Raw genomic sequence first — 20,070 nt, forward strand, 5'->3', positions numbered from 1 at the left:
GATAAAAAGTGTAGGGAATTTTATGTGTCTTAATATTTTATTTATCATAATCATAATGAAGGTAATCTACATCAATATAACCGCCTTTGTCAAGAGGATTGTAATTGTAAATGGCAATCCGATCACCCCGGTAAGATCCCCAGCGAAGTTGGTAAGGCTCACCAAATGATTTAAATGTTTGGCCATCTGTACTGTAACTAAAGGTACTCTGACCATCGAGTCCCCAGGCTGAGCGGATCCAAACTTCATTTCCCTGAAATTCAGGACCTGATAAAGCTTTATCTTTCGTAGTAAAGGATAGCTTTTTAGTCCCGCCGCTACATTCAAACCCCAGCATAGCATAATCAGGCACACCGAAATGCGATAAACCGGCTTTTTGCCCATTGGCCATTCCGCGGAGATCAAACTTTACGGTAACTGTATTTTTCGATGTGCGGTAAACCCTTTGCGTCAAGGTATTGCCGGCAGAAAAAATATGATCTTTTAAAGGTTTAAAGGCATGCAACCGCAACCAGCCTTTTCTTTCAGATAAAGACCATTTATCTTTTTTCGGCTGGTAGTTCCATTCCCATTGCGGCTGAATGATACGGGCATTAAAGTCGTCACTGCTTTGCGGTTGGGTTTTACGGGTTGATTTTACGGGCATAGGCGCCGACCATACCATCTCGCCGATGCCTTTGTCATTAGGTTTTCCGATTATCGGCCAGCCCTCCAGCCAGGTTACAGGCAGCAGGCTTAAAACCCGTCCGGACCAATCGCCCGAACCATGATGGGTTAAGAAGTACCAACCTCCGGTTTGGGTTTGTACCAATCCGCCCTGATTGGGTTCATTAAACTCAGGTTGACCTTCGCTCAGCTGTCGTGGCCCTTCATAAGGCCCATAAATATTTTTAGACCGCTCCATCATTAAAACGCGAACGTTGTTGCGCACCTCGCTAAAAAGATGATAATAATAGCCTTTGATTTTGTACAGTTTATTGGCTTCGCTCCCATGGGATTGATAAATTACCTGATCTGAATCTTTGATCAGCGACTTGCCATCGTCCGTCATTTTAAAAAGATGAATTTTATAGCCATCTGCAAAGTGGGTTCCGATGAGATAACCCTGCCCATCTTCATCCCAGAAAGGACAGCAATCATCCCAACCCTTTTCAGCCCACACCCGGTGTAAGGGTGACCATGGTCCTTCAGGCTTAGCTGCAGAACTCATAAAATAGCCTTCATCCGGATCTCCGAAATAAATCCAGAAACGATTGTTGTGATAACGGATGGCGCCGGCCCATATTCCCTTTCCGTACAGGTTCATCTGGTTATAGTTCATAGCTGGAGAAATGGTAGTAATATCTTTAACGGCATGGCCCAGTATTTGCCAGTTTACCAGATCTTTAGATTTCAGGATCACAAATCCGGGTGAATATTGAAAAGTAGAGGAGACAGCATAGTAATAATCACCCACGCGGATGCAATCTACATCGCTGTAATCGCCAGGTAAAACGGGATTACGATAAGTACCATCACCCTGATCTCCCCAATGTGTCCAATTGCCCCAGGTGGGTGCAGCAACCGGAGATTGTGCGAAAGTAAAGGTGTATAAACATAGCTTCACGAAAAGCAGCATAAGCAGATGCTTTCGTATCACTTTATTAACAATCATATATCGACTTGAATAAGTCATTCATGCAGCAATATAGCGCCTGAATGATGTGTTTTAACAATTTAATATCTGGTTCCCTTGATTTCAGGATTGAGAGATAACCTACTCATTTCAGCAGCCTGATATTATTTACACAATAGCTCCATGAATTTTAAATACATAGGCAATAGCACCTGGTGCCTGTTCAGGAAGCTTAATTTTTAAACCTTCTCCACTCTGTTCAAACTCAATTGATCCTGGATAACCTAACAAACTTACCTTTTGTATTTTATTTACTTTGTTTGATGATAAGCTTTGTATAAGTGCCGCTCGATCTGATGGCCAGCCCAGCATTGCAGCATACAAATCTTTGCCTTTAGTGGTAAAGCGGAAATCGTTCGGACCAAACGGCACTCCGCTACCTTCATTAAACCCTTGCGCGCTTAGTGGTTTAGCCGATGCCATCGCGGGACCTTCACCAAAGAAATTCCATGGGCGGCTACTATAGATACATTCACTGTTTTGCTGCATCCAGGCGGTTATGCCTTCCACTACTGCCCGCTCCTTTTCATCGATTGTGCCATTGCCCCTCACCGGAACATTCAGCATCAGGTTACCATTCTTACTCACAATATCCAGTAACATATGGATCACCGTTTTAGCATCTTTATAGCCATTATGATCATAAATAGGGCGATCATAATGCCATGCACCGATACAGGTATCGGTTTGAAAAGGTTCATTTTCAATTCCACTGGTTTGTCCTCTTTCGATATCCCATACCATACATTTACGTTGCTGTTCGTTCAATACTTTACCGAACAACACCGCTTCCAGCTTACCATATTTTTTGATGCTCTGGTTGTACATGTGGGCAGCAATCCTTAACCCGGCATCGTTGATCGGATATAATGGCAATATGGTATCATCAAAATAGATCACATCTGGTTCATATTTATCTAAAAGTTCAATGGTACGTTTGTAGAATTTTTCGCAATAAGCTTTTGAAGGTACCGAAACGCCATTGCCCCAGGCCCACTGGCTATGGATCATGCCATTATCTTCACTGTTTTTGCTAAGTGGGTGAGTTTGTGCATAAAGTTCCTGTGGATCTTCACCATTCCACCATTTTCCTGCACCATCAGCTTTGGTTACATTTCCATCATAAGGAATGCCGGCCATTGGCCCATGTTTATCTGCTCGTTGTGCCGTTTCCATCCAGCTCCAGGCATGCGCAGCATGAACACTCACCCCAAAGCGGAGGTCATTATTTTTAGCCGCCTTCGCCCAACCGCCGATGATATCTTTTTTAGGACCTATCCGGGTTGAATTCCATTTCTGATGGGTGCTATCGAACATATCAAAATTGTCATGATGGTTGGCCATAGCCATAAAATACTTTGCACCTGCTTTTTTATATAATCCAACCAATTCTTCAGGATCCCACCTATCCGCTTTCCATTCGTTAATTACGTCTTTAAAACCGAATTTAGAGGGGTGTCCATATTTTTCTAAGTGATATTTATATTTGTGCCCGCCTTCCATGTACATTTCCCGGGCATACCAATCGCCAAATTCTGGCTGGCACTGTGGCCCCCAATGTGCCCACATCCCAAATTTGGCATCACGAAACCATTCGGGCACTTGATAATTAGAGAGCGAATCCCAGGTGGGCTTAAATGGACCTGCCGCATAGGGTACATTAATCAGTTGGCCTGCATAACTTTTGGATAGGTATAGCGATGGTAAACTTAACGCTATGCCTTTAATTAAGGTTCTTCTTTTCATATTGGGTTAGTCTTTAGCAAAGACACAATGATGCATATACTTCATCATGGCTTGGCTCGGTTCATTTGGTGTTCAATTTATTTATAGTATACAAATAACTTGTTCTTTCAAAAATAAGTGACCTTATCCTAAAAAAACTAACCAAATAAGACATTATTTTGTACAAAACCGACTTTTTTTATTTTGATTTGGCTTTATAAGAAAGATGATTTTAATAAATCGATTTATATAAACATGGAAATAATCACGATATATCATACTGATTTAGCTTCTCCATGTACAGGTTTTACATACCTTGAGCCTGAAAAAAGAAAGAATGACCAGAAGTGAAGAAGTCTTCCTAAGCAGGGTTTTAAGCTGTTGTAGGCGGTTTTAAATGAGAATTTCCTGCCAAATGATAATAACAGAGATTATATCAAAGTAAGAAATGTGGATTTTTCAAAAGGGGCAAATGCTTTGGAGGTTTTAGTAGCTGCGCTTTATGGAGGTCAGATCGAAGTACGTAGAGATGCTATAAATGGCCCATTATTAGGCGTAGTGAATATTATAAGAAGGTGAGGGTGACATTTGGAGAAGTATAAAAACACCAGTTAAATCGTTGACGGGTTTGCATGATCTTTATTTCGTGTTTAAAGGAAAACATGATTTATTTTCCTATGGGCTTAAATTGTTCCTGATTATCAATGCCTTTGGAGAGATCATGAATGCTTTTTTTACCCCTGGGAATGTTGCCGACAACAACCTTGATACCATGGTTAAATTCTTTGGAAAACTCAAAGGCTACGCTTTTGCAGACAAAGGGTTTATTAATGCAAAAGCATCAGAAAGTTTGATGAATAAGGGATTATTACTAATAACAAGCTGAAAAAGAACATGAAAAATAAACTCTTGAAAATGGAACATAAAATGCTCCTTAACAAAAGAAGACTCATAGAATCGGTAAATGATATTCTAAAAACGGTATGCGATATTGAATAACAAGACAGTCCAATCAGTACTTTAGTAAATCTTTATGCTGGCCTTTGCGCATATTCCTGGTTGGCCAGAAAGTCTGGTATATTTTAATTATGCCCCATAACTCTCGTTAATTTATCATAAAATAACAGCCGCAGCATGTCTTCATAATTATACCTTACGAATTTAATGCAGTAGGTGCCATGCCGAACTTCTTTTTAAAAGAATGCGAGAAGTGCGACAGACTTTCAAAGCCCAGGTCGAGGTAAATGGCAGAAGGTTTCTGATGTTTGCTTTCGATGAGGTGTTTGGCTTCCCTTAGGCGTTTATCCTGCAGCCATTGGCGGGGTGGCGCACCGAATGTCTTCATAAAATCGCGTTTGAAACCAGCCAGGCTGCGACCGGTAAGCTGAGCGAATTTTTCGATCGGCACATTAAAATGAAAGTTGCTCAGCATAAACTTTTCCAGGTCTATTTTATGCGGTTCTGAAAAGTCGAATAAAAAGTTACGCAGTGCCGGCAGGGCAAGTAATAGCAGTTTAATTCCTTCTTTCACTTTCAAAATACCCATTTCATCGGTCATGGTGGCACCCGAGCTTCGGGCATAAGGGATAATAGACTGAAAATAGCCCTGCAAGAATTCGTTCGACGGAATTAAAATGTTTGGCGGACCAGTATATTTACGGTCTGCTTCGAGTTTTTCCTCTAACACGATCTTTCGTAAAAGGTCTTCCTGCAGGGATATGACGACGGTTTCATAGTTTCCTCCGGGCAGCGGTGTTTTGGTGAGCGTTCCCAGCTGGTTTTTGCCAATCAACATCAGTTCTCCTCCGGTCATCGAAATACTTTGTCCAACGGTTTGTAAGGTGAACTGCCCCGAAACCTGTAATACCAGGGTATGGTGGTTCCAAAAGCACACTTTCTCTTTCCGCTCGGCAGAGAGGTAAGAATAAAAAATTACACCGGGGAGAATTTCTGCTGGACTCGTCATTTAACGTTGTAAATAAGTTCCGCCACGTATGGCACCTACTGCAAATGTAGTATTTAAAGTATTCATTTCCTGCGGTGTAAATACAATATCGAGCGCTTTAATATTTTCGGGCAGGCGCGATCTGCGGCTCATGCTAACTAAAGGCATAATATTGTCGCCCTGCTCCTTTACCCAGGCAATAGCAAGCTGTGTAGGTGTACAGCCTTTGTTGTCGGCCAATTGTTTCAATACTTCTACTTTTTCGAGGTTATAAACCAGGTTTTCACCCTGAAAACGGGAGAAATGATTATGATAATCATTTTCTGCAAGTGGTGCTTTCATTTCACCGGTTAATAAGCCTTCAGCGGTATTGGCAAAGGCCACTACGGCAATGCCCAATTCTTTTGCTGCAGGCAACAAATCATTTTCTATTTGACGGTCGGCCAATGAATAACCGATTTCGAGCGCACTGATGGGATAAACATCGTTTGCCTTGCGAAGCTGCTCAGCCGTAATTTCAGAAACACCAATGTGGCGCACTTTCCCCTCTTTAACCAGGTCGGCAACGGTTCCGATGATGTCTTCTACCGGTACACTCCCATCCATTCGGCTAGGCTGGTACAGGTCGATGGTTTCAATCCCCAAACGGGTGAGCGAATAATTGATAAAATTTTTGATTGCGATGGGCCTTAAATCCAATCCCAGCCACTCACCATTGTGAAAAATGGCTCCGAATTTCACACTGATAAAGGCATCATCACGCCTATCTTTAATGGCTTTTCCAATTAACATTTCGTTATGACCAGCGCCATAGAAATCTCCTGTATTCAAAAAATTAATGCCACGATCTAAGGCTTCATGGATCGTAGCAATGCTTTCTGTTTCATCGGGTGTAGAACCGCCCCAAATTGAAGACATGCGCATACAGCCTAAACCAAGTTTAGACACGAGCGGGCCATTTTGACCCAACTGAATTTTTTCGATGTTGTTCATGAAACAAAGATCAACATTCGAAACGCCCAAAACTTTCTCCTACAGCTCAAATATTTTGTCTGTACGGCTCACCTACCAAGGTAATTCTTTTAGCATCCAAGGCCTGCTGCAACCATCATAATGTACTTTCATTAAAATGAATACCTAATCTCTTTGAAAAAATCTTAATTAATTATTACCTTAAATCCGTCACATCGCCAAACCAAAAAACATTAACAATCAGCTTAAAAGACACCCCACAAATGGAAGAACAGGAAAATTATACCGACAATTTTAAAGAACGGAGAAACTTTTTCAAAAGAACTTCCCACTGAAAATTGGTAAGCAGAGAGTGGATGTAAATAGTGCAGACATTTTAAAAAACTCCTGCCCTGTTTGTGGTTATTTAACATTGGAAGAAAGAGATTCATTTGATATTTGTGGGATATGTTTTTGGGAAGACGATGGCATTGATGACTTTGAAGAAAATGAAGACAGTGGGCCAAATGATATGACCTTAAAAGAACGGCGGGTAATTTTCCAGGAAGCTAAACGTAAACTATTGAACACTAATTTTAGTGATAACCATTTAATGGAAACACTGAAAAACAGATTTAACGTACTTGACCATTTCATTGAGCAAAACAACGCTACAACAGAAATCATTAATATGCAGAATGAAATACTTGACTTATTGACAAAAAACGATGTGTATGGGCTGGAAAAACTATTTCACAAATAAAGCTGAGATCCAGCAATATGAGCAGGCTAAAACCTTAGGAACTTAGACTTTATTATAAAAGTCTTTGGGTAAAAAACAGGAACTGTTCAGGATTTAACTTCGAATGACCCTGAATATGCCTGATTTGATTTATGGCACACACATTTTGACTGGCGTGGTTATTGCGATCATAGTTTTAAAAAACTTGAAGCTCATCCCGACCAACTATTTGGGCAGTTTGACCTACTCGTAGAAAAAGCAAAGTCTGCAAAGGAAATTGTTTTTTGTTTATAATAGTCCTAACCTATTTGATTAGTTTACTTTTACAAAAATTGACCTTATGATTTTAACCAGATTTAGCAAAGGAATTTTAACATTACTGCTAACGATCAGCATGTATGCTTTACAAGCCCAAACAAACGACCATATTTTACAGGTACCCGAAACATTGTCAGAAAAGCAACTTTCATCCTGGAAAAAATCATTACCTAAGGATGGCTGGTTTATTTTGCGTTTTAAAAAAGATGCCGACCGCCTATTCAACTATTCTAATAAAGACTATGAGATGAGCTTGTGGCTTAATTGTATAGAAAAGGGGAAGCCCGGTTTTCTTATCGAATATAGTGATAGCTATGGAGATGGTAATTACGGCGGTATAGATTACATTAGCTCAAACGCTAAAAATGGCAATAGAATTCAATTTCTTCTGGATGGCAAAAATTTTGGTGATCCATTTTGCAAAAGGCGATGATAAATTGACAGTATTTAAAGCCGCATTAAAAAAGCGCATAAACTAACGCTCTCTGTTTATGGTAACGAGTTCAATCCCCGGAGCGGTAAAGATGAAGAAAAACTCAATCGCTCCATTGAATTTAAACTTGCACATGGCGAATTATTGGATAGACCAGTCAATTGCGGAAAATAAAGGTTATATTAAAATAGACCTACTTATTTCCAGAAAACTGACTTTTTGGTAACTCACTTACATATAGGCACCTCGTTGACAATGCTTTTCGAATGCTTTACCTTTGCCCATATCAGTTATTTAGAATATATCCTGATGATAGTATCATAATATTTTGAAATGGAAAATACGTTCTACTTAAAACCTGTGGTAACCATTAGTTTTGCCGGGCTTCAGCCTCAATGATACCTCTTTCAAATTCATGATTTTATTGGCGATATATTTGCAGGATAGCAAGAAGTCCAGCATGCCTTAAATAATTAATAAAATGAGCTTAACCATAATCAGGGTTTTATTTTTTTGTCTGGTACCCTTTGGGGTATTAATACTTGTTAAAGCGATCCTAATGCTCAAAGGTATTTTTAATGGAGAGATGATCGTTGAGATTCCTTTTACCCAAAAGGAAGTCACTTTTGAGATCAGCAGGCCAGGAATCTATTCGATATGGCAAAAAGGGAAATTATTTAGGCGCACCCCGGCAGATAAGTTTCAATTGAAATTAAGCAAGGTATCCTCAGGTGAAAATATCTCTTTACCAAGATCCATTTTCAGCCCACGTCTCAATGGCTTCGACACCGGGCGAATGGAAATGAACCGTTTCCGAGCGGATATCGGCAGCTATTGTTTAAATATTGTAGGAGGATCAAGTGTTTCTTCCTTTGAAAAAGTAGTTGCGGGGTTATTTCCAGCAAAGCTGGTTAATTACAACGAATACTTTATCCAGGTTAGAGAAAGCAGGCCAATGTACTATATGGTTGCCGCCATTCCAATGTTTATCCTGGCTGGTTTTTGTATATTTGGTGGTATAGTGGCAGGAATTACAGCCCCGGATATCGTTGCAGCTTTAGGATGAGTTACCGTTATATTGCCTGGTCAGTCAATCCTACGCTGTTTTCAATAATGCTTTCATACCTATTGAGCTGCTGTAGCATTTGAGCCGTTATATTACCCCCGCTGCCTCGCAAAGGCCCAGTATCATTAAGTTAAGGTTTTTAACCGCAGATGCGCGCATATAAACACGGATTTTTATATCTGTGTGCATCCTTCTTATCTGTGGTTAAATTATTTCCCTTGTGCCAATGGCTTAACCTAATGACATGGAGCACACGGGTATCGTTCGTACAAATTTCGCAAAGCTAACCTCACCTAACGCAAGTCTTAGCGTCCAGCCTCAAAAGAGCCGGGATGTGCTTTCGTTAAATTAACAAATTACCTTAAATAGAAAATTTATTATTTAACTATCGTAAATGCACATTCATCCGGCCAGTTGCCTTATGCACCAAAACTTGCGCCAGTGAGGGCTGCAAAATGTAATAGAACCAGTATCGAATTTACATTAATAAGATACCAGGGTGGTTACGCTTGAAGATGCGAGGTTAATCCCGAAGCTTCCCCTGCAACAGCCAAGCTGTTGGTGCCCAGATTGGTTGTACTGGTGGTGAAGTAACGGTTAAATCCACTTACGCTGATGCCACTGTAACCAAATGCCTGATAGGTTACGGCGTTATTTTGGTTTACGATTACAATAACCAGTTTAGATCCGCTTTTGTATGCGGTTACGTAAACCCCAGGGGTAGGATTGGAAGTACAGGATATTTTGCTGTACCCAGGGCGTACATAGCGGGCATAATGCGCCATCACATAACCTACTTTCTGGATATTGCCACTTTCACTCATCGGACCGTAGCTTCTTCTGATGTACCACCACACATAAGCACTCCAGCCGGCATTCATACAATCGTGGATTTCTTTGGCAGCATTCATGGCATTTGCCCAGTCATCACCGCTGATGCTGGAATTGGTATAATGTTCTGTCATCCAAACCGGTTTACCCACATTCCCTAAGTTGTAAGGCGTTTTGCCATAGATGTGCCCGCAAACAAAACTGGTTTTAGATTTTGCTGTGGCATTACTGAGGTAGGTATTGATGTAGGTCTGATTCATCTGAAAAGGTTCTGGTGCCATAATGGGGGCACCACAATTGTTACCTTGTGCGGCTACAAAATCAGCCACTTCTGACGCCGTCAGTTCCATTGATTCATAATTTACCTTATAATCAGGCTCATTGGTAGGACTGATCGCTGCGAGACCTCCAACGGCACTATTAAAAGCACTTAAATGTGCGGCATAAGCACCATAAGAGGCGGTATTAATTTTACCACCTACAATGCTGTTATTTGTTTTCATAGAAGCGGGTGCAGACCATGCCGATGCAATAGCCGATCCGCCGAATGATTTACAGGCATCAATAGTTGCTTTTTCAGCGGCGAATTCTGAACTGGAATTGGGCACCCTTACCCGCACGATACTTAAACCTATACCATTTGTTGGCGAGAAAGCAGTGGTTCTTTGTGCGCTGGTTAAATCTCCCGTCCAGGCAACAATATTTGCCCCGCCAAAGCCTTTAATAGTTTGTTGTACGGTTGATGCATCAATAGATGCGGTGCCTTCTACTGTTGCCTTTTTGAAGAGTCCGCGTTCAAATTGACATTTTTATCCGAGATATCTGTCTCATTTTTTGAGCAACTTGCCATTACAAGCGCCAATGCAAATACACTAAATAGTTTTTTTTCATGTGATTTTTTGGTTAGATAAACATTTAAGTCATATAAAATTAACCATTGCATTTTTTTGTAAATGGTTAATTTAGCCAATTTTATAGCACATATGTTTACCACTTGAAGGCTTTGCTTAGCATAATTTTGCATAGCTATCGTGCATAACTAATTAAATTTTATTCATCATATTCACTATAAATTTTCATATTGAAAAGGTAAATTAGGAGTACCCTGCAGTGGATATTATATAGTAAGCAATAGACATCATGGTAATATAAATCATTAATAAAAACATCTGAAAGTAAGATGGCGTATCAGGGAGAATCTGATAAAAGCAGTGAGTAAGATCTTTGAAAAAGATGAATTTTCAGGCATCAATACGGCCAATGTGAACAGAAAACTGATCTCCACTTATTTTGGAAGCCTGTCCGGATGATCAAATATTAGTTAGTAACGATAGCAACCGTTTTTTAGGTTTAACCTATAAACTTGGCAATTAAAAATTCAGAAATGGGATCCCAAACCGGGTAACGTAGGATTATTTTATCAACGCTTAAACGCTTCTCTTTTTTAACCGACAAGGCATTTACCAGGTAAATTCAGGAGCTCAGGCAAGACCGCTAAATGTTTTTTATTTAAGAGGAATTACCTGATCGAATTTTTGGTAGTTTATCTCCGGATAAAAATGGTTATTTTTGCCAGGTGAGAAATGTTTGGATATACCTGATGGTCTTTCTTTATTCTTTTAGTAATCCGGGAACGATGGAATTACTAAAGGCACCATATATCGCTATCCATTTTCTCGAACACCGTGCCCTGAACAATAAGATTAGCTTTGCAGACTTTATTTCCATGCACTATCTTGGGAAGGATATCAGGGATAATGATGCCGACAGGGATATGAAACTGCCATTCAAAAAGATTTTTCATGGCCATCATCAAACGCTTTTCCAGCATATTGTTAAAGTAACTCTGCCTTTGGCAGCATCAGGTGTACATCCTGTATTAAGTTTTCTCTATGATGATGCTCTCGCTTTTGCCACATCGATCAAACTGTTCAGGCCACCGAAACCTGGCTACACGCTATTCAGTTAATCGTTTATCAATCTGGTACTAAGCTCAGATATACATTTGCGTGTATTTCTGTTTTGTAATTTATCTTAAATTTCTATGGAGCCTTTAAAAAGAAGCTCATCTGCGGAGGCTATCCGCACCACCCAGTTGGGCATTATCATCAGTATTGTCCTGATTTTTGTCAAAGGTATCTCTAGCCACCTGGGCCAGTCCTATGCACTTATTGCCGATGCCACAGAGTCTGGTGCAGATGTAATCAGTTCAGGGCTGCTCTGGATTGCACTTAAATATGCACAGCGGCCAGCTGATAAGGGCCATCCATACGGACATGGTAAGGCTGAACCGGTGGCAGCCATCCTTATCGGATTTTTCTGCTTGCAGCTGCAGGCTGGATCGGCTACCATTCGGTCGAATTCATTCGCACGCCGCATGATATTCCCAGGAAATATACCCTTATTGTACTTGCAATTGTTGTTTTGACAAAAGAGATCCTCTTTCGCTACGTATATTCTATTGGCAAAAGATTAGGCAGCCAGGCGGTGATTGCAGATGCCTATCACCATAGGAGTGATGCGATCACTTCAATTGCTGCATTCATAGGAATTTCTTTAGCCATTTTCCTGGGAAAGGGTTATGAAGGTCTTGATGACTGGGCAGCACTGATCGCCTGCCTTTTTATCATCTATAATGCTTTTAAGATCATCCGCCCGGCCTTTGAAGAGATCATGGATAAGGCGCCTTCTGATGAACTCGTTTCAGCAATCAGTCATATTGCTTCTCTGCATGTGGAAGTAAAAAGAGTGGAGAAGTGTTTTGTAAGAAAAATGGGCCTTGATTATTACGTAGATATGCATATCGAGGTGGATGGCAATATTAATGTGTTCCACGCCCATTCGGTCGCCCATCAGGTCAAAGATGAGCTTCTGGCATCAGAACTGCATATCAAAGATGCACTCATTCACGTTGAACCTTATGATTTATAACCTGTTATGATAGAAAAAAGATTTAATCTGGCCAGCCGTGTAATACACTGGGCCATTGCCTTTGCCATAATGTTCCTACTTTTAACTGTTTTTTTAAGGCTTGGGTGGATGAACAAGGATGCTATGGGAGAGATATTGAAGGAGACGCTTCAGAAAAAGGAATTCAGCTTTCAAAAGCTGATGCCGCTGCGATCGGGAAAGAAATCCGCAGGCCGATGTGGAGCTATCATATCCTTGCAGGATATGTTCTTATAGGCTTATATTTGATTCGGATGGGCATTACTTTTATTCAGGGAATTGCTTTCAAAAATCCTTTTTTAAAACAGACACCGCCCAAAGATAAGTTCAAGTCCTGGCTTTACATCATTTTTTATGTTCTTTTTGCTACTTCACTCTTTACCGGTTTTATGGTGGTAAATGGTCCGAAGGAAGCAAAGGAAATCATGGAGGCCATCCATGTAAAATCTCTTTATTATATGCTTTCCTTCATCGTTCTGCATATCGGTGGTGTTCTTCTTGCTGATATCGGCGGTGAGCCGGGCATAGTGTCAAAAATGATAAGAGGGGATTTTAATATTAAGCATCAGGACGTCGCTCAGGGGCCTGATCCTAACGATTGAGTAACCACAGTCCAGGCAATTTCTGTTGCCTGGATCTTTTGCATTGCAACCTTTTGTTAAGTATGAAGGATATCCCATTAGAAAAAACATAACTATAGCCGTTTTGAAGCCAGCGCAGGGTATACAACACATTAAGAAATAAAAATCTAAAACATATAAAATTAACCCGAAGATGATCAAAAATTTTTATTTGGTAAAAATCTGCTGAGCCTTACTTTGTTCTGCTGCGGAATGAATTCCAAAACGCTGATGCTGTATACGATCATAATCACCTACATAATCAGGATGTTCCGTGCCCATTATTCTGTCCCAGATTCTAAAATACAAACCATAATTCCCTTTAAACTTGCTATGGTGTAAGTTATGATGTACGGAAGTGTTGAAGACCTGAAACAGTACAGTGCCGCGAAACCATCTTGGAGCCAACTCATATCCAAGATGGCCGTACACATTGATCGTGAAACCAGTAACAACGAAAAGAAAGATGCTGATCTGATGCATAGGAATTAAAAAAACAATCAGCAATAGCACCAGGCCTTCAGGAATAGCTTCCAAAAGGTGAAAACTGTACGAAGCCCAAGGAGATGGATTTGTACTCTTGTGATGAACAAGATGTACCGTTTTAAACAGTATTTTATGATGCAGTAAACGGTGCATCCAGTAAAAATAGGTGTCGTGGATGACCAGACTGATTACCAGGCTTACCGGGATGTACCAAAGCGGATAATCGCTAAGGTTATTATATAGAAGCGTGTATTTACGCAAAGGGGTTAAAAGAATTACGACAACAATAACCGTAAAAACAAGCGTGCTTTGCATGGAGTGCCAAATTTCACGGACAAAATCTTTCTTTGAGGCCAGGCGTGCCTGAATTTTAGATTGGGATAGCCTCGGAGCCAGTAACCGGTAAAAGAGGAAAAAGGGAATCCCTGCAATTAGAAAATATCGAACGGCTGACAGACTGAATATTCTGAAAAAAGTTACTATAATCGTTTCCATAAATTTTAAATTATAGAACAAAGCTAACTAAGCCGGATGGTTCAGGAAGTTAACAAAAGATAATTTCGAATCTTAACAAAAGATAATTTCCATCAGCTTCTACCCTTTTGATGCATGCGTTTACGGATGCGGCTTAGCGATACGGGTGTGATGCCAAGCATGGAAGCGATGTATTTATCTGCTACCCGGTTTACCAGCTGAGCACGCTCCGTAACCAGCTCCCGGTAACGTTCCTCCGGAGATTGCAAAACAAAAGACTCCATGACCTGCAAGGTTTCGGACAACATGCGCATCAGGAAAAAATTCCTGAGTGGCTCCAGATCGGGATGTAATTTGAGCATACCTTCTAATTCATCATAATCAATTTCCATTAATATCGATGGCTCAAGTGCCCGATAGATAAAGCGTGAAGGCCTGTGATGAAGGATGGTATCATGTGAAGCAATAAACTGTCCTTCCCATCTAAGAAACAAAGTCACCTCATCTGCATTTTCCTTGTGGGTATAGGCACGCATCACTCCTTTTTCAATAAAAGCCAGCCGCTTCTCCAAATCTCCTTTGGAAATATATATTTCATTTGCCTCTAGGGTGATCAGCCTTGATATAGCATACAAAGGTTCTATATCGTAAAGCAGCTTCCCACCAGAATCTGTTAATAATTCAGCCAGCGAATTGATAAAGTCATCTTTCATATTATGGTTAACGGCAAATTTTGTAAAAGCGGTTAAATTTAAAAAACTCTTTTACTTGACAGCCTGCCCTGATTTTTATGTGAAGGCAGGCTGGAAGAAAGAGATTATTTGCGCTTTCTACGGATTAATAATATGGCCCCCGTAAGAAACATGAGTCCCGGTATCAGACCGTAATATACAACCTGTATAACTTTAACACGTGTTTTACTGAGTTTGATGGTGTTGTCTTTAGGTTCCGGGCGTGTTACATCTATGGGAAATTCTCCGTAGGCAAACCAGCTAAAAATATTTACTGCAAGGCTTGAATTGGCGGTACGCATATTTGCTCTGGCCAATTCCATATTACTGAAAAAGTCAGCATCGCCAGATACCAGAATCCGTTGATCTTTATTGTTCTGTTTCCGGGTTAACATCAATGCCGTTGGAAACGCCCCTTGTTGATCCCCGTTCCGCGGCTCTACAGTCAACGCTACTGAATCTAACGTAAACTTACCTTTTTTTAACCAGCTTGTTTTGGGATCTGTCATTAAGATGGGATGAACATCGAAAGTACCTTTGGGATCGTAATCCAAAGCTGCTGCATCAGGCATGGAAACAACGGATTGGTAAGCATAAAAAGGTTGTAAAAAAGGTGACATTGCAACCGCCCCGGCGGATACTAATGGAGTAACCAGGCCATAAGAATAGTCCCGGCTACGCTGAAGTAAGGTCCCGTTAAGCATTTTTACGCCTAATACTTCCAGCAAAGGATTAACCACATTTTGCTTACCCGGTTCTCCGGCAACCATCAGGTTACCGCCCTCAGCAATATACTTACGAAGTTTGCTTAGTGCATTTGCGCTGAAAGCAACCTTTGGATCGGCAATTACCAGGGCTGATATGTTTTTGGGGATTTCTCCCTTTTCTATAGAAACGCTGTCCAGATCAAAACCCTGATTGATCAGTGAACCCCTGGTCGTTTTCTCGTTGAGCAGCTTTTTATAATCACGGTCCCCAAGTTTGTCCATGCTCCGCTGATAACCGTCCGTAGCAAAAATGATTTTTGGAGGTGTCATCATCAATCGTTTTAAAGCCGCTCCGGTCTCCGCTTCTTTAGGCCACATATTTTGTTCAAAAGGAAAGGTACGTAAAAAGGTTGCCTTGCCTTTATATTTCAACTGCATCACCGTGCGTGAACCTTCGTCATACAGGTTGATTTGCTTGTGAATTTCCTTAGGACTCAGAAAATTACTAAGGTCCAATTGGTTAACCCCCGACATGAACACCACATACTTATTAAAGGTGCTTTTATATTCAATTAAGTTTTTAGTTAGGCCAGGAACACTGTCGTAATAATAAACCCATTTCAGATTGATATTGGGTTTAAACCTTAAATATGGTTCCCAGCGGGCGATGTCTGCAATACGCTCGCTGGGTGTTGCCCTGTTGTAAGAATCTTCTATTCCATTAACATATTCGGTCATTTCAATGGGTTCATCGCCCATTCGTTTCAGGAGTTCCTGACTGGTTTTAGTCAGCGTATTCACTTTAGTAGCGGTTGCATCATAGTAACCAATCATTGGTTGCCGGGATGTGATATAAGTTACACTTAAACAAATCACCACAATCAGCGCATAACGTGCTATCTGCTGTAAAGTGGATTTTAAAACCCTTTCCATTTCCAATTTGGTGATGGTAAAAGCCAGAAACATCGCAGTAATGGCCAGATAATAAATAACATCGCGGGTATTTAACAGGCCAGACATAATCCGTTCTGCACGGCTCGGCATAGACAAACTAAAAGTCAGGTCGCGTATAAAATCCATATCCTGACCAACTGTACCGATATAGTTCATAAACGCGAGCACTACGAAAGTACTGATGGCGGCCACCGCCTGGTAGGAGGTTAAAGCGGACACAAAAATCCCAATCGCCGCATAGGCATTAATCAGCAGATAGGTCGCCAATAATGCCACCAGAATATGGGGATAATCAAAGTGTGGAATCATGAAAGCTACACCAAGAACAAAGAGGGATAAAACACCGATGATGATCAGATTGTAGATTAACATGGCGGCAAATTTACCATAGACTACATAACTGAGTTTGACCGGAGAAGAATAGAGCAACTTGATGCTTCCGCTGCTGATTTCCCTACTGATAATTCCCATGGTAATCAATGGGATATACAAATATAAGCTATCGAGAATACGGGCAATGACACCAATTTTTTGATCATCAGTAAACAATATGCTTGTTAAAAAAGGTATACTTTTAGCGCGTTCCAAATTGGGCATAGCACCTGTAAAACTCAAACTGACCTGTACAAACAGGATGATTAGCAGCAGCCAGGCAATTGGTGAATAAAATAGCAGGCTAAGCTCCAGCCTGGCTATTTGTATAATTTTCTTCATATCTATTAAAAAGTTATTTTTTTTCCGGCATCAGCACAAGTCTCACATAGTTCTTTTCCCGAATATATTTTACTGCCGCCTGCTGAACCGTTTTTATGGTAACCTCATTTAGGGCAGCATTGTAATTATAGAGCTGATCTAAAGGCTCTTTATTCATGACCTGTGAGGCCAGGTAATCCAGCCAGAAATCATTATTAGTTGAGCCAGTCTGCAAACCAACCCTTCGGGCAGCCTTAAACTTTTGCAGGTTTTCTGCTGAAGGCCCTGAAGTCCTCATCGCTTTCACCTCTTCTCTTGCGGAGGAAATTAGTTTTTCTACATTTTCCGGGGCACAGTCAAAACTAATAATCAGGCTGAACCTGCTTTTTAGATATTTAGACATATTGATCTGCACATTTGGCGTATAAGTTCCGCCCTGCTGATCCCTCAGCCGCTGTGTCAGGCTGATATTTAAGGCATCAGCCACCGCATTCATGTTAATGGTATTCTGAAAATTATAATCAAAATCACCTGAATAGGTCAAAAACACAGTTGATTTTTGTTCATTGCCTAAGTACACTGTTTTAGAAATCTGACCTGCCGGAATATGAATACCAACATCACGTGCAGTTTCATGCAGGTTTTTAGCTGGTAAAGCGCCCAGGTATTTTTCAAGCAATGGCCTGATAGTCAACTCATCAAGATTACCGACAAAAAGGAAAGTGAAACCGGAGGCATCAGCAAAACGCTCCTGATAGATTTCAAAGGTCCGGTCTGGTTTAATCTGGCTCAGCTGATCAGCATGCTGTGGCCTTTTACGGATATGGGAGTTTCCTAAAACCAGGTTTACCGTATCCATAAACACTTTAGTGCGATTATTTCCGGTGGTAGCCATCTCCTCCCTGGTCCTTTCTATCAATGTGGTAAAAGCTTCTACATCTTTTCGGGGTTCGGTAAAATAAGCATGAAGAAGTTCTAAACTGGTTTGCAGATCCTGCGGGGTCGTACTACCGTTAAACCCCTGATATTCATCAACAATAAAAGGGCTGACTTGCACTTTTTTGCCCGCAAGGAACTTGTTAAGTTGTTGCGCATCATAATTCCCTGCCCCTGCAGCTGCCGTTAGCTTCGCCGCATTGATGGCGCTCAGGTAATCTGCATCAGCATATAAACTGGCCCCACCAGCAGAAATACCTTTAAACAGAATCTGATCATTTTGAAATCCCGTCTTTTTCAATAGAATAGTCATTCCGTTGCTCAGGGTTAGCCTTTGAATACCCACAGCCTTAATTTCTTCAGTAGATGTGATCTTTCCCGGAGAAGGCTCAACCTTCAATAAAGGCAAATCTTGTACATCTTCTTCAGCATCAGGCAAACTTTGCGTATAAACGCTTTCTATCCAGCGATTCACAGTAGCAGCATCGGGTAAAAATCCTTTATTGTGTTCTGACCCCTTCACTATAATATCACGGTCTTTAGACTTAAGGTAGGTATCCGGCAAACCATTGATCTCTTCCAGGGTAATGCTAGGAAGCAATTCTGTCGTTAACCGGTATTCTTCTTTGATCCCCTGTGGGATATTACCCGTCAGAAAATGCTGCAGGTAAGATTTAATAAGCACCTCTGATGCTGTTTTATCTTTCTCCCGCAGCGCATCTGTCATCTTTTGGAGATAGCTCTTTTTCACCCTGTCCAGTTCTTTAATCGTAAAGCCCTGTTCCTGCATTTTCCGTAGTTCCAGCCAAACGCTTTTTAATGCTTGTTCAGTTTCGGCTGGCTTAGTGGTTACAGCCACTGAAAAAGAACTCAATCCACCTGATAGTGGTGAAAAACCTGCAAGTGGCAGTCCTCTAAACCGGTTGTTTACGAGCTGACCAAATAGACTTTTTAAAAGAACGGTCCGGAAGTCGGTAGTTGTAGTAAGCTTATCAGGATACTCTTTCATCATAATCTCCACAGCTATACCCGCCATTTCCGGGTCAAGAAATTGCATATATTGGCCTTTGCCTGTCAGTTTAGACTGGTAAACCGTCCTTACTTTCTCATTTGCAGGTTTTTTCAAATCAGAAAACTTTGCTTTAATATTTTTTTCCATCTGATCAGGGTCGATGTCTCCGACCACCAGAATAGCCTGCAAATCAGGACGGTACCAATCTTTATAAAAACTACGGATCTCTTCAGGAGAGACTTTTAGTAATACCTCTTCGGTACCGATTGGCAAACGGTTACCATAACGGGATCCGTTGGTATAAAAAGGGATAGCCTTTTGCTGGTAGCGCTGTGCAAGTCCATCGCGATAGCGTTTCTCTTCGAGAATTACATGACGTTCACGTTCTACATCTGCAGCACCAATATTGGCTTCCTGTGCCCAGTCGCGCATAATCTGTAAACCATTGGCTAGCAATTCAGGGTTGTCGGAAGGTAAGGGAAGCTGATAAACCGTTTCATCAAAGCCTGTATTGGCGTTAATGTCTGCACCAAAACGTACACCGGATTTCTCCAGGTAATTGGTCAATTCCTTTTTAGGAAAGTGTTTGGTTCCGTTAAAGCTCATGTGCTCTACAAAATGTGCCACTCCCCTCTGCTGATCAGTCTCCAGGATGGATCCTGCCTTTACAGCGAGGTACATGGTTACCCGGTTTTCAGGCGTTTTATTTTTACGGATATAATATGTAAATCCATTGGCCAGTTTACCTGTTCTAACTTGCGGATCGACCAGCAAAGGCTGCGTAACCATTTGGGTTTTGCACGCCAAAGGAATGCAAAGCGC

16 protein-coding genes and 2 pseudogenes are annotated in these 20,070 nt (G+C 41.1%); 9 read left to right on the plus strand and 9 right to left on the minus strand.

Annotated elements, in window-relative coordinates:
- Positions 1-37: 37 nt before the first annotated feature.
- Positions 38-1,606 carry a glycoside hydrolase family 43 protein gene (locus ACQ86H_RS23990; RefSeq protein ID WP_431292731.1) on the minus strand — a complete coding sequence of 523 codons (1,569 nt, stop codon included), beginning with the start codon at positions 1,604-1,606 and terminating at the stop codon, positions 38-40.
- A gap of 177 nt (positions 1,607-1,783) precedes the next feature.
- A complete protein-coding gene (locus ACQ86H_RS23995; RefSeq protein WP_431292732.1) occupies positions 1,784-3,421 on the minus strand; it encodes an alpha-L-fucosidase in 1,638 nt (545 codons plus the stop codon).
- A 429-nt stretch (positions 3,422-3,850) separates the two neighbouring features.
- Here ACQ86H_RS23995 and ACQ86H_RS24000 point away from each other — a divergent pair, with 429 nt between their 5' ends.
- Positions 3,851-3,979, plus strand: a complete 129-nt coding sequence (locus ACQ86H_RS24000; RefSeq protein ID WP_256377598.1) for a hypothetical protein — start codon at positions 3,851-3,853, stop codon at positions 3,977-3,979.
- Positions 3,980-4,121: 142 nt separating this feature from the next.
- Positions 4,122-4,399: pseudogene (locus ACQ86H_RS24005) on the plus strand (transposase).
- Between the two features lie 154 nt (positions 4,400-4,553).
- On the opposite strand, the gene ACQ86H_RS24010 reads toward ACQ86H_RS24005, so the two are convergent.
- Together ACQ86H_RS24010 and ACQ86H_RS24015 are read right to left on the minus strand one after the other, a co-directional pair.
- Positions 4,554-5,366: a helix-turn-helix domain-containing protein gene (locus ACQ86H_RS24010; protein WP_138820221.1), complete on the minus strand. Its 813-nt coding sequence runs from the start codon at positions 5,364-5,366 to the stop codon at positions 4,554-4,556.
- Complete coding sequence (locus tag ACQ86H_RS24015) at positions 5,367-6,338, minus strand: aldo/keto reductase (RefSeq protein WP_138820219.1); 972 nt, start codon at positions 6,336-6,338, stop codon at positions 5,367-5,369.
- A 331-nt stretch (positions 6,339-6,669) separates the two neighbouring features.
- Between ACQ86H_RS24015 and ACQ86H_RS24020 the strand changes: the two genes are divergently transcribed.
- The 3 genes from ACQ86H_RS24020 to ACQ86H_RS24030 all read left to right on the plus strand — a co-directional run bounded on the left by ACQ86H_RS24020 (position 6,670) and on the right by ACQ86H_RS24030 (position 8,855).
- Entirely contained in the window at positions 6,670-7,059 is a 390-nt protein-coding gene (locus tag ACQ86H_RS24020; RefSeq protein ID WP_431292733.1) for a CPCC family cysteine-rich protein, read from the plus strand.
- A gap of 319 nt (positions 7,060-7,378) precedes the next feature.
- A complete protein-coding gene (locus ACQ86H_RS24025) occupies positions 7,379-7,789 on the plus strand; it encodes a hypothetical protein (RefSeq protein ID WP_431292734.1) in 411 nt (136 codons plus the stop codon).
- A gap of 559 nt (positions 7,790-8,348) precedes the next feature.
- Complete coding sequence (locus ACQ86H_RS24030) at positions 8,349-8,855, plus strand: hypothetical protein (protein ID WP_431292735.1); 507 nt, start codon at positions 8,349-8,351, stop codon at positions 8,853-8,855.
- 503 nt (positions 8,856-9,358) lie between these two features.
- Here the strand turns inward: ACQ86H_RS24030 and ACQ86H_RS24035 are convergent.
- A complete protein-coding gene (locus ACQ86H_RS24035) occupies positions 9,359-10,189 on the minus strand; it encodes a hypothetical protein (protein WP_431292736.1) in 831 nt (276 codons plus the stop codon).
- On the opposite strand from ACQ86H_RS24035, the gene ACQ86H_RS24040 reads away from it, so the two are divergent.
- The 4 genes and pseudogenes from ACQ86H_RS24040 (at position 10,170) to ACQ86H_RS24055 (ending at position 13,237) form a co-directional block, all read left to right on the plus strand.
- The gene (locus ACQ86H_RS24040) at positions 10,170-10,490 is read left to right on the plus strand and encodes a hypothetical protein (protein WP_431292737.1); all 321 of its coding nucleotides are present in this window, start codon (positions 10,170-10,172) and stop codon (positions 10,488-10,490) included. The genes ACQ86H_RS24035 and ACQ86H_RS24040 overlap by 20 nt on opposite strands.
- 832 nt (positions 10,491-11,322) lie before the next feature.
- Positions 11,323-11,655 (plus strand): hypothetical protein, encoded by a 333-nt coding sequence (locus tag ACQ86H_RS24045; RefSeq protein ID WP_431292738.1) that lies wholly within the window; start codon positions 11,323-11,325, stop codon positions 11,653-11,655.
- 75 nt (positions 11,656-11,730) lie between these two features.
- Positions 11,731-12,617: pseudogene (locus ACQ86H_RS24050) on the plus strand (cation diffusion facilitator family transporter).
- Positions 12,618-12,721: 104 nt separating this feature from the next.
- Positions 12,722-13,237 carry a cytochrome b/b6 domain-containing protein gene (locus ACQ86H_RS24055; RefSeq protein WP_431292739.1) on the plus strand — a complete coding sequence of 172 codons (516 nt, stop codon included), beginning with the start codon at positions 12,722-12,724 and terminating at the stop codon, positions 13,235-13,237.
- Between the two features lie 186 nt (positions 13,238-13,423).
- On the opposite strand, the gene ACQ86H_RS24060 is transcribed toward ACQ86H_RS24055, so the two are convergent.
- The 4 genes from ACQ86H_RS24060 to ACQ86H_RS24075 all read right to left on the minus strand — a co-directional run bounded on the left by ACQ86H_RS24060 (position 13,424) and on the right by ACQ86H_RS24075 (position 20,037).
- Positions 13,424-14,236, minus strand: coding sequence for a sterol desaturase family protein (locus ACQ86H_RS24060; protein WP_431292740.1), 813 nt, complete (start codon positions 14,234-14,236; stop codon positions 13,424-13,426).
- A gap of 92 nt (positions 14,237-14,328) precedes the next feature.
- Positions 14,329-14,928 (minus strand): Crp/Fnr family transcriptional regulator, encoded by a 600-nt coding sequence (locus ACQ86H_RS24065; protein WP_431292741.1) that lies wholly within the window; start codon positions 14,926-14,928, stop codon positions 14,329-14,331.
- Positions 14,929-15,032: 104 nt separating this feature from the next.
- Complete coding sequence (locus tag ACQ86H_RS24070) at positions 15,033-17,321, minus strand: Gldg family protein (protein ID WP_431292742.1); 2,289 nt, start codon at positions 17,319-17,321, stop codon at positions 15,033-15,035.
- 13 nt (positions 17,322-17,334) lie between these two features.
- On the minus strand, positions 17,335-20,037 hold the full coding sequence (locus tag ACQ86H_RS24075) for a M16 family metallopeptidase (RefSeq protein ID WP_431292743.1): 2,703 nt from the start codon (positions 20,035-20,037) through the stop codon (positions 17,335-17,337).
- Between the last annotated feature and the right edge of the window lie 33 nt (positions 20,038-20,070).

It is taken from the genome of Pedobacter sp. P26 (assembly GCF_050632135.1).
In the GTDB taxonomy this organism is placed as follows: Bacteria; Bacteroidota; Bacteroidia; order Sphingobacteriales; family Sphingobacteriaceae; genus Pedobacter.

Excerpts from the sequence above, each read along its gene's own strand:
- ACQ86H_RS24065 (WP_431292741.1), bottom strand. The coding sequence starts at position 14,928 with ATGAAAGATGACTTTATCAATTCGCTGGCTGAATTATTAACAGATTCT.
- ACQ86H_RS24015 (WP_138820219.1), bottom strand. The coding sequence starts at position 6,338 with ATGAACAACATCGAAAAAATTCAGTTGGGTCAAAATGGCCCGCTCGTG.
- ACQ86H_RS24010 (WP_138820221.1), bottom strand. The coding sequence starts at position 5,366 with ATGACGAGTCCAGCAGAAATTCTCCCCGGTGTAATTTTTTATTCTTAC.
- ACQ86H_RS24040 (WP_431292737.1), top strand. The coding sequence starts at position 10,170 with ATGCTGTTATTTGTTTTCATAGAAGCGGGTGCAGACCATGCCGATGCA.
- ACQ86H_RS24045 (WP_431292738.1), top strand. The coding sequence starts at position 11,323 with ATGGAATTACTAAAGGCACCATATATCGCTATCCATTTTCTCGAACAC.
- ACQ86H_RS24035 (WP_431292736.1), bottom strand. The coding sequence starts at position 10,189 with ATGAAAACAAATAACAGCATTGTAGGTGGTAAAATTAATACCGCCTCT.
- ACQ86H_RS24070 (WP_431292742.1), bottom strand. The coding sequence starts at position 17,321 with ATGAAGAAAATTATACAAATAGCCAGGCTGGAGCTTAGCCTGCTATTT.
- ACQ86H_RS24025 (WP_431292734.1), top strand. The coding sequence starts at position 7,379 with ATGATTTTAACCAGATTTAGCAAAGGAATTTTAACATTACTGCTAACG.
- ACQ86H_RS24060 (WP_431292740.1), bottom strand. The coding sequence starts at position 14,236 with ATGGAAACGATTATAGTAACTTTTTTCAGAATATTCAGTCTGTCAGCC.
- ACQ86H_RS23995 (WP_431292732.1), bottom strand. The coding sequence starts at position 3,421 with ATGAAAAGAAGAACCTTAATTAAAGGCATAGCGTTAAGTTTACCATCG.
- ACQ86H_RS24030 (WP_431292735.1), top strand. The coding sequence starts at position 8,349 with ATGCTCAAAGGTATTTTTAATGGAGAGATGATCGTTGAGATTCCTTTT.
- ACQ86H_RS24075 (WP_431292743.1), bottom strand. The coding sequence starts at position 20,037 with ATGGTTACGCAGCCTTTGCTGGTCGATCCGCAAGTTAGAACAGGTAAA.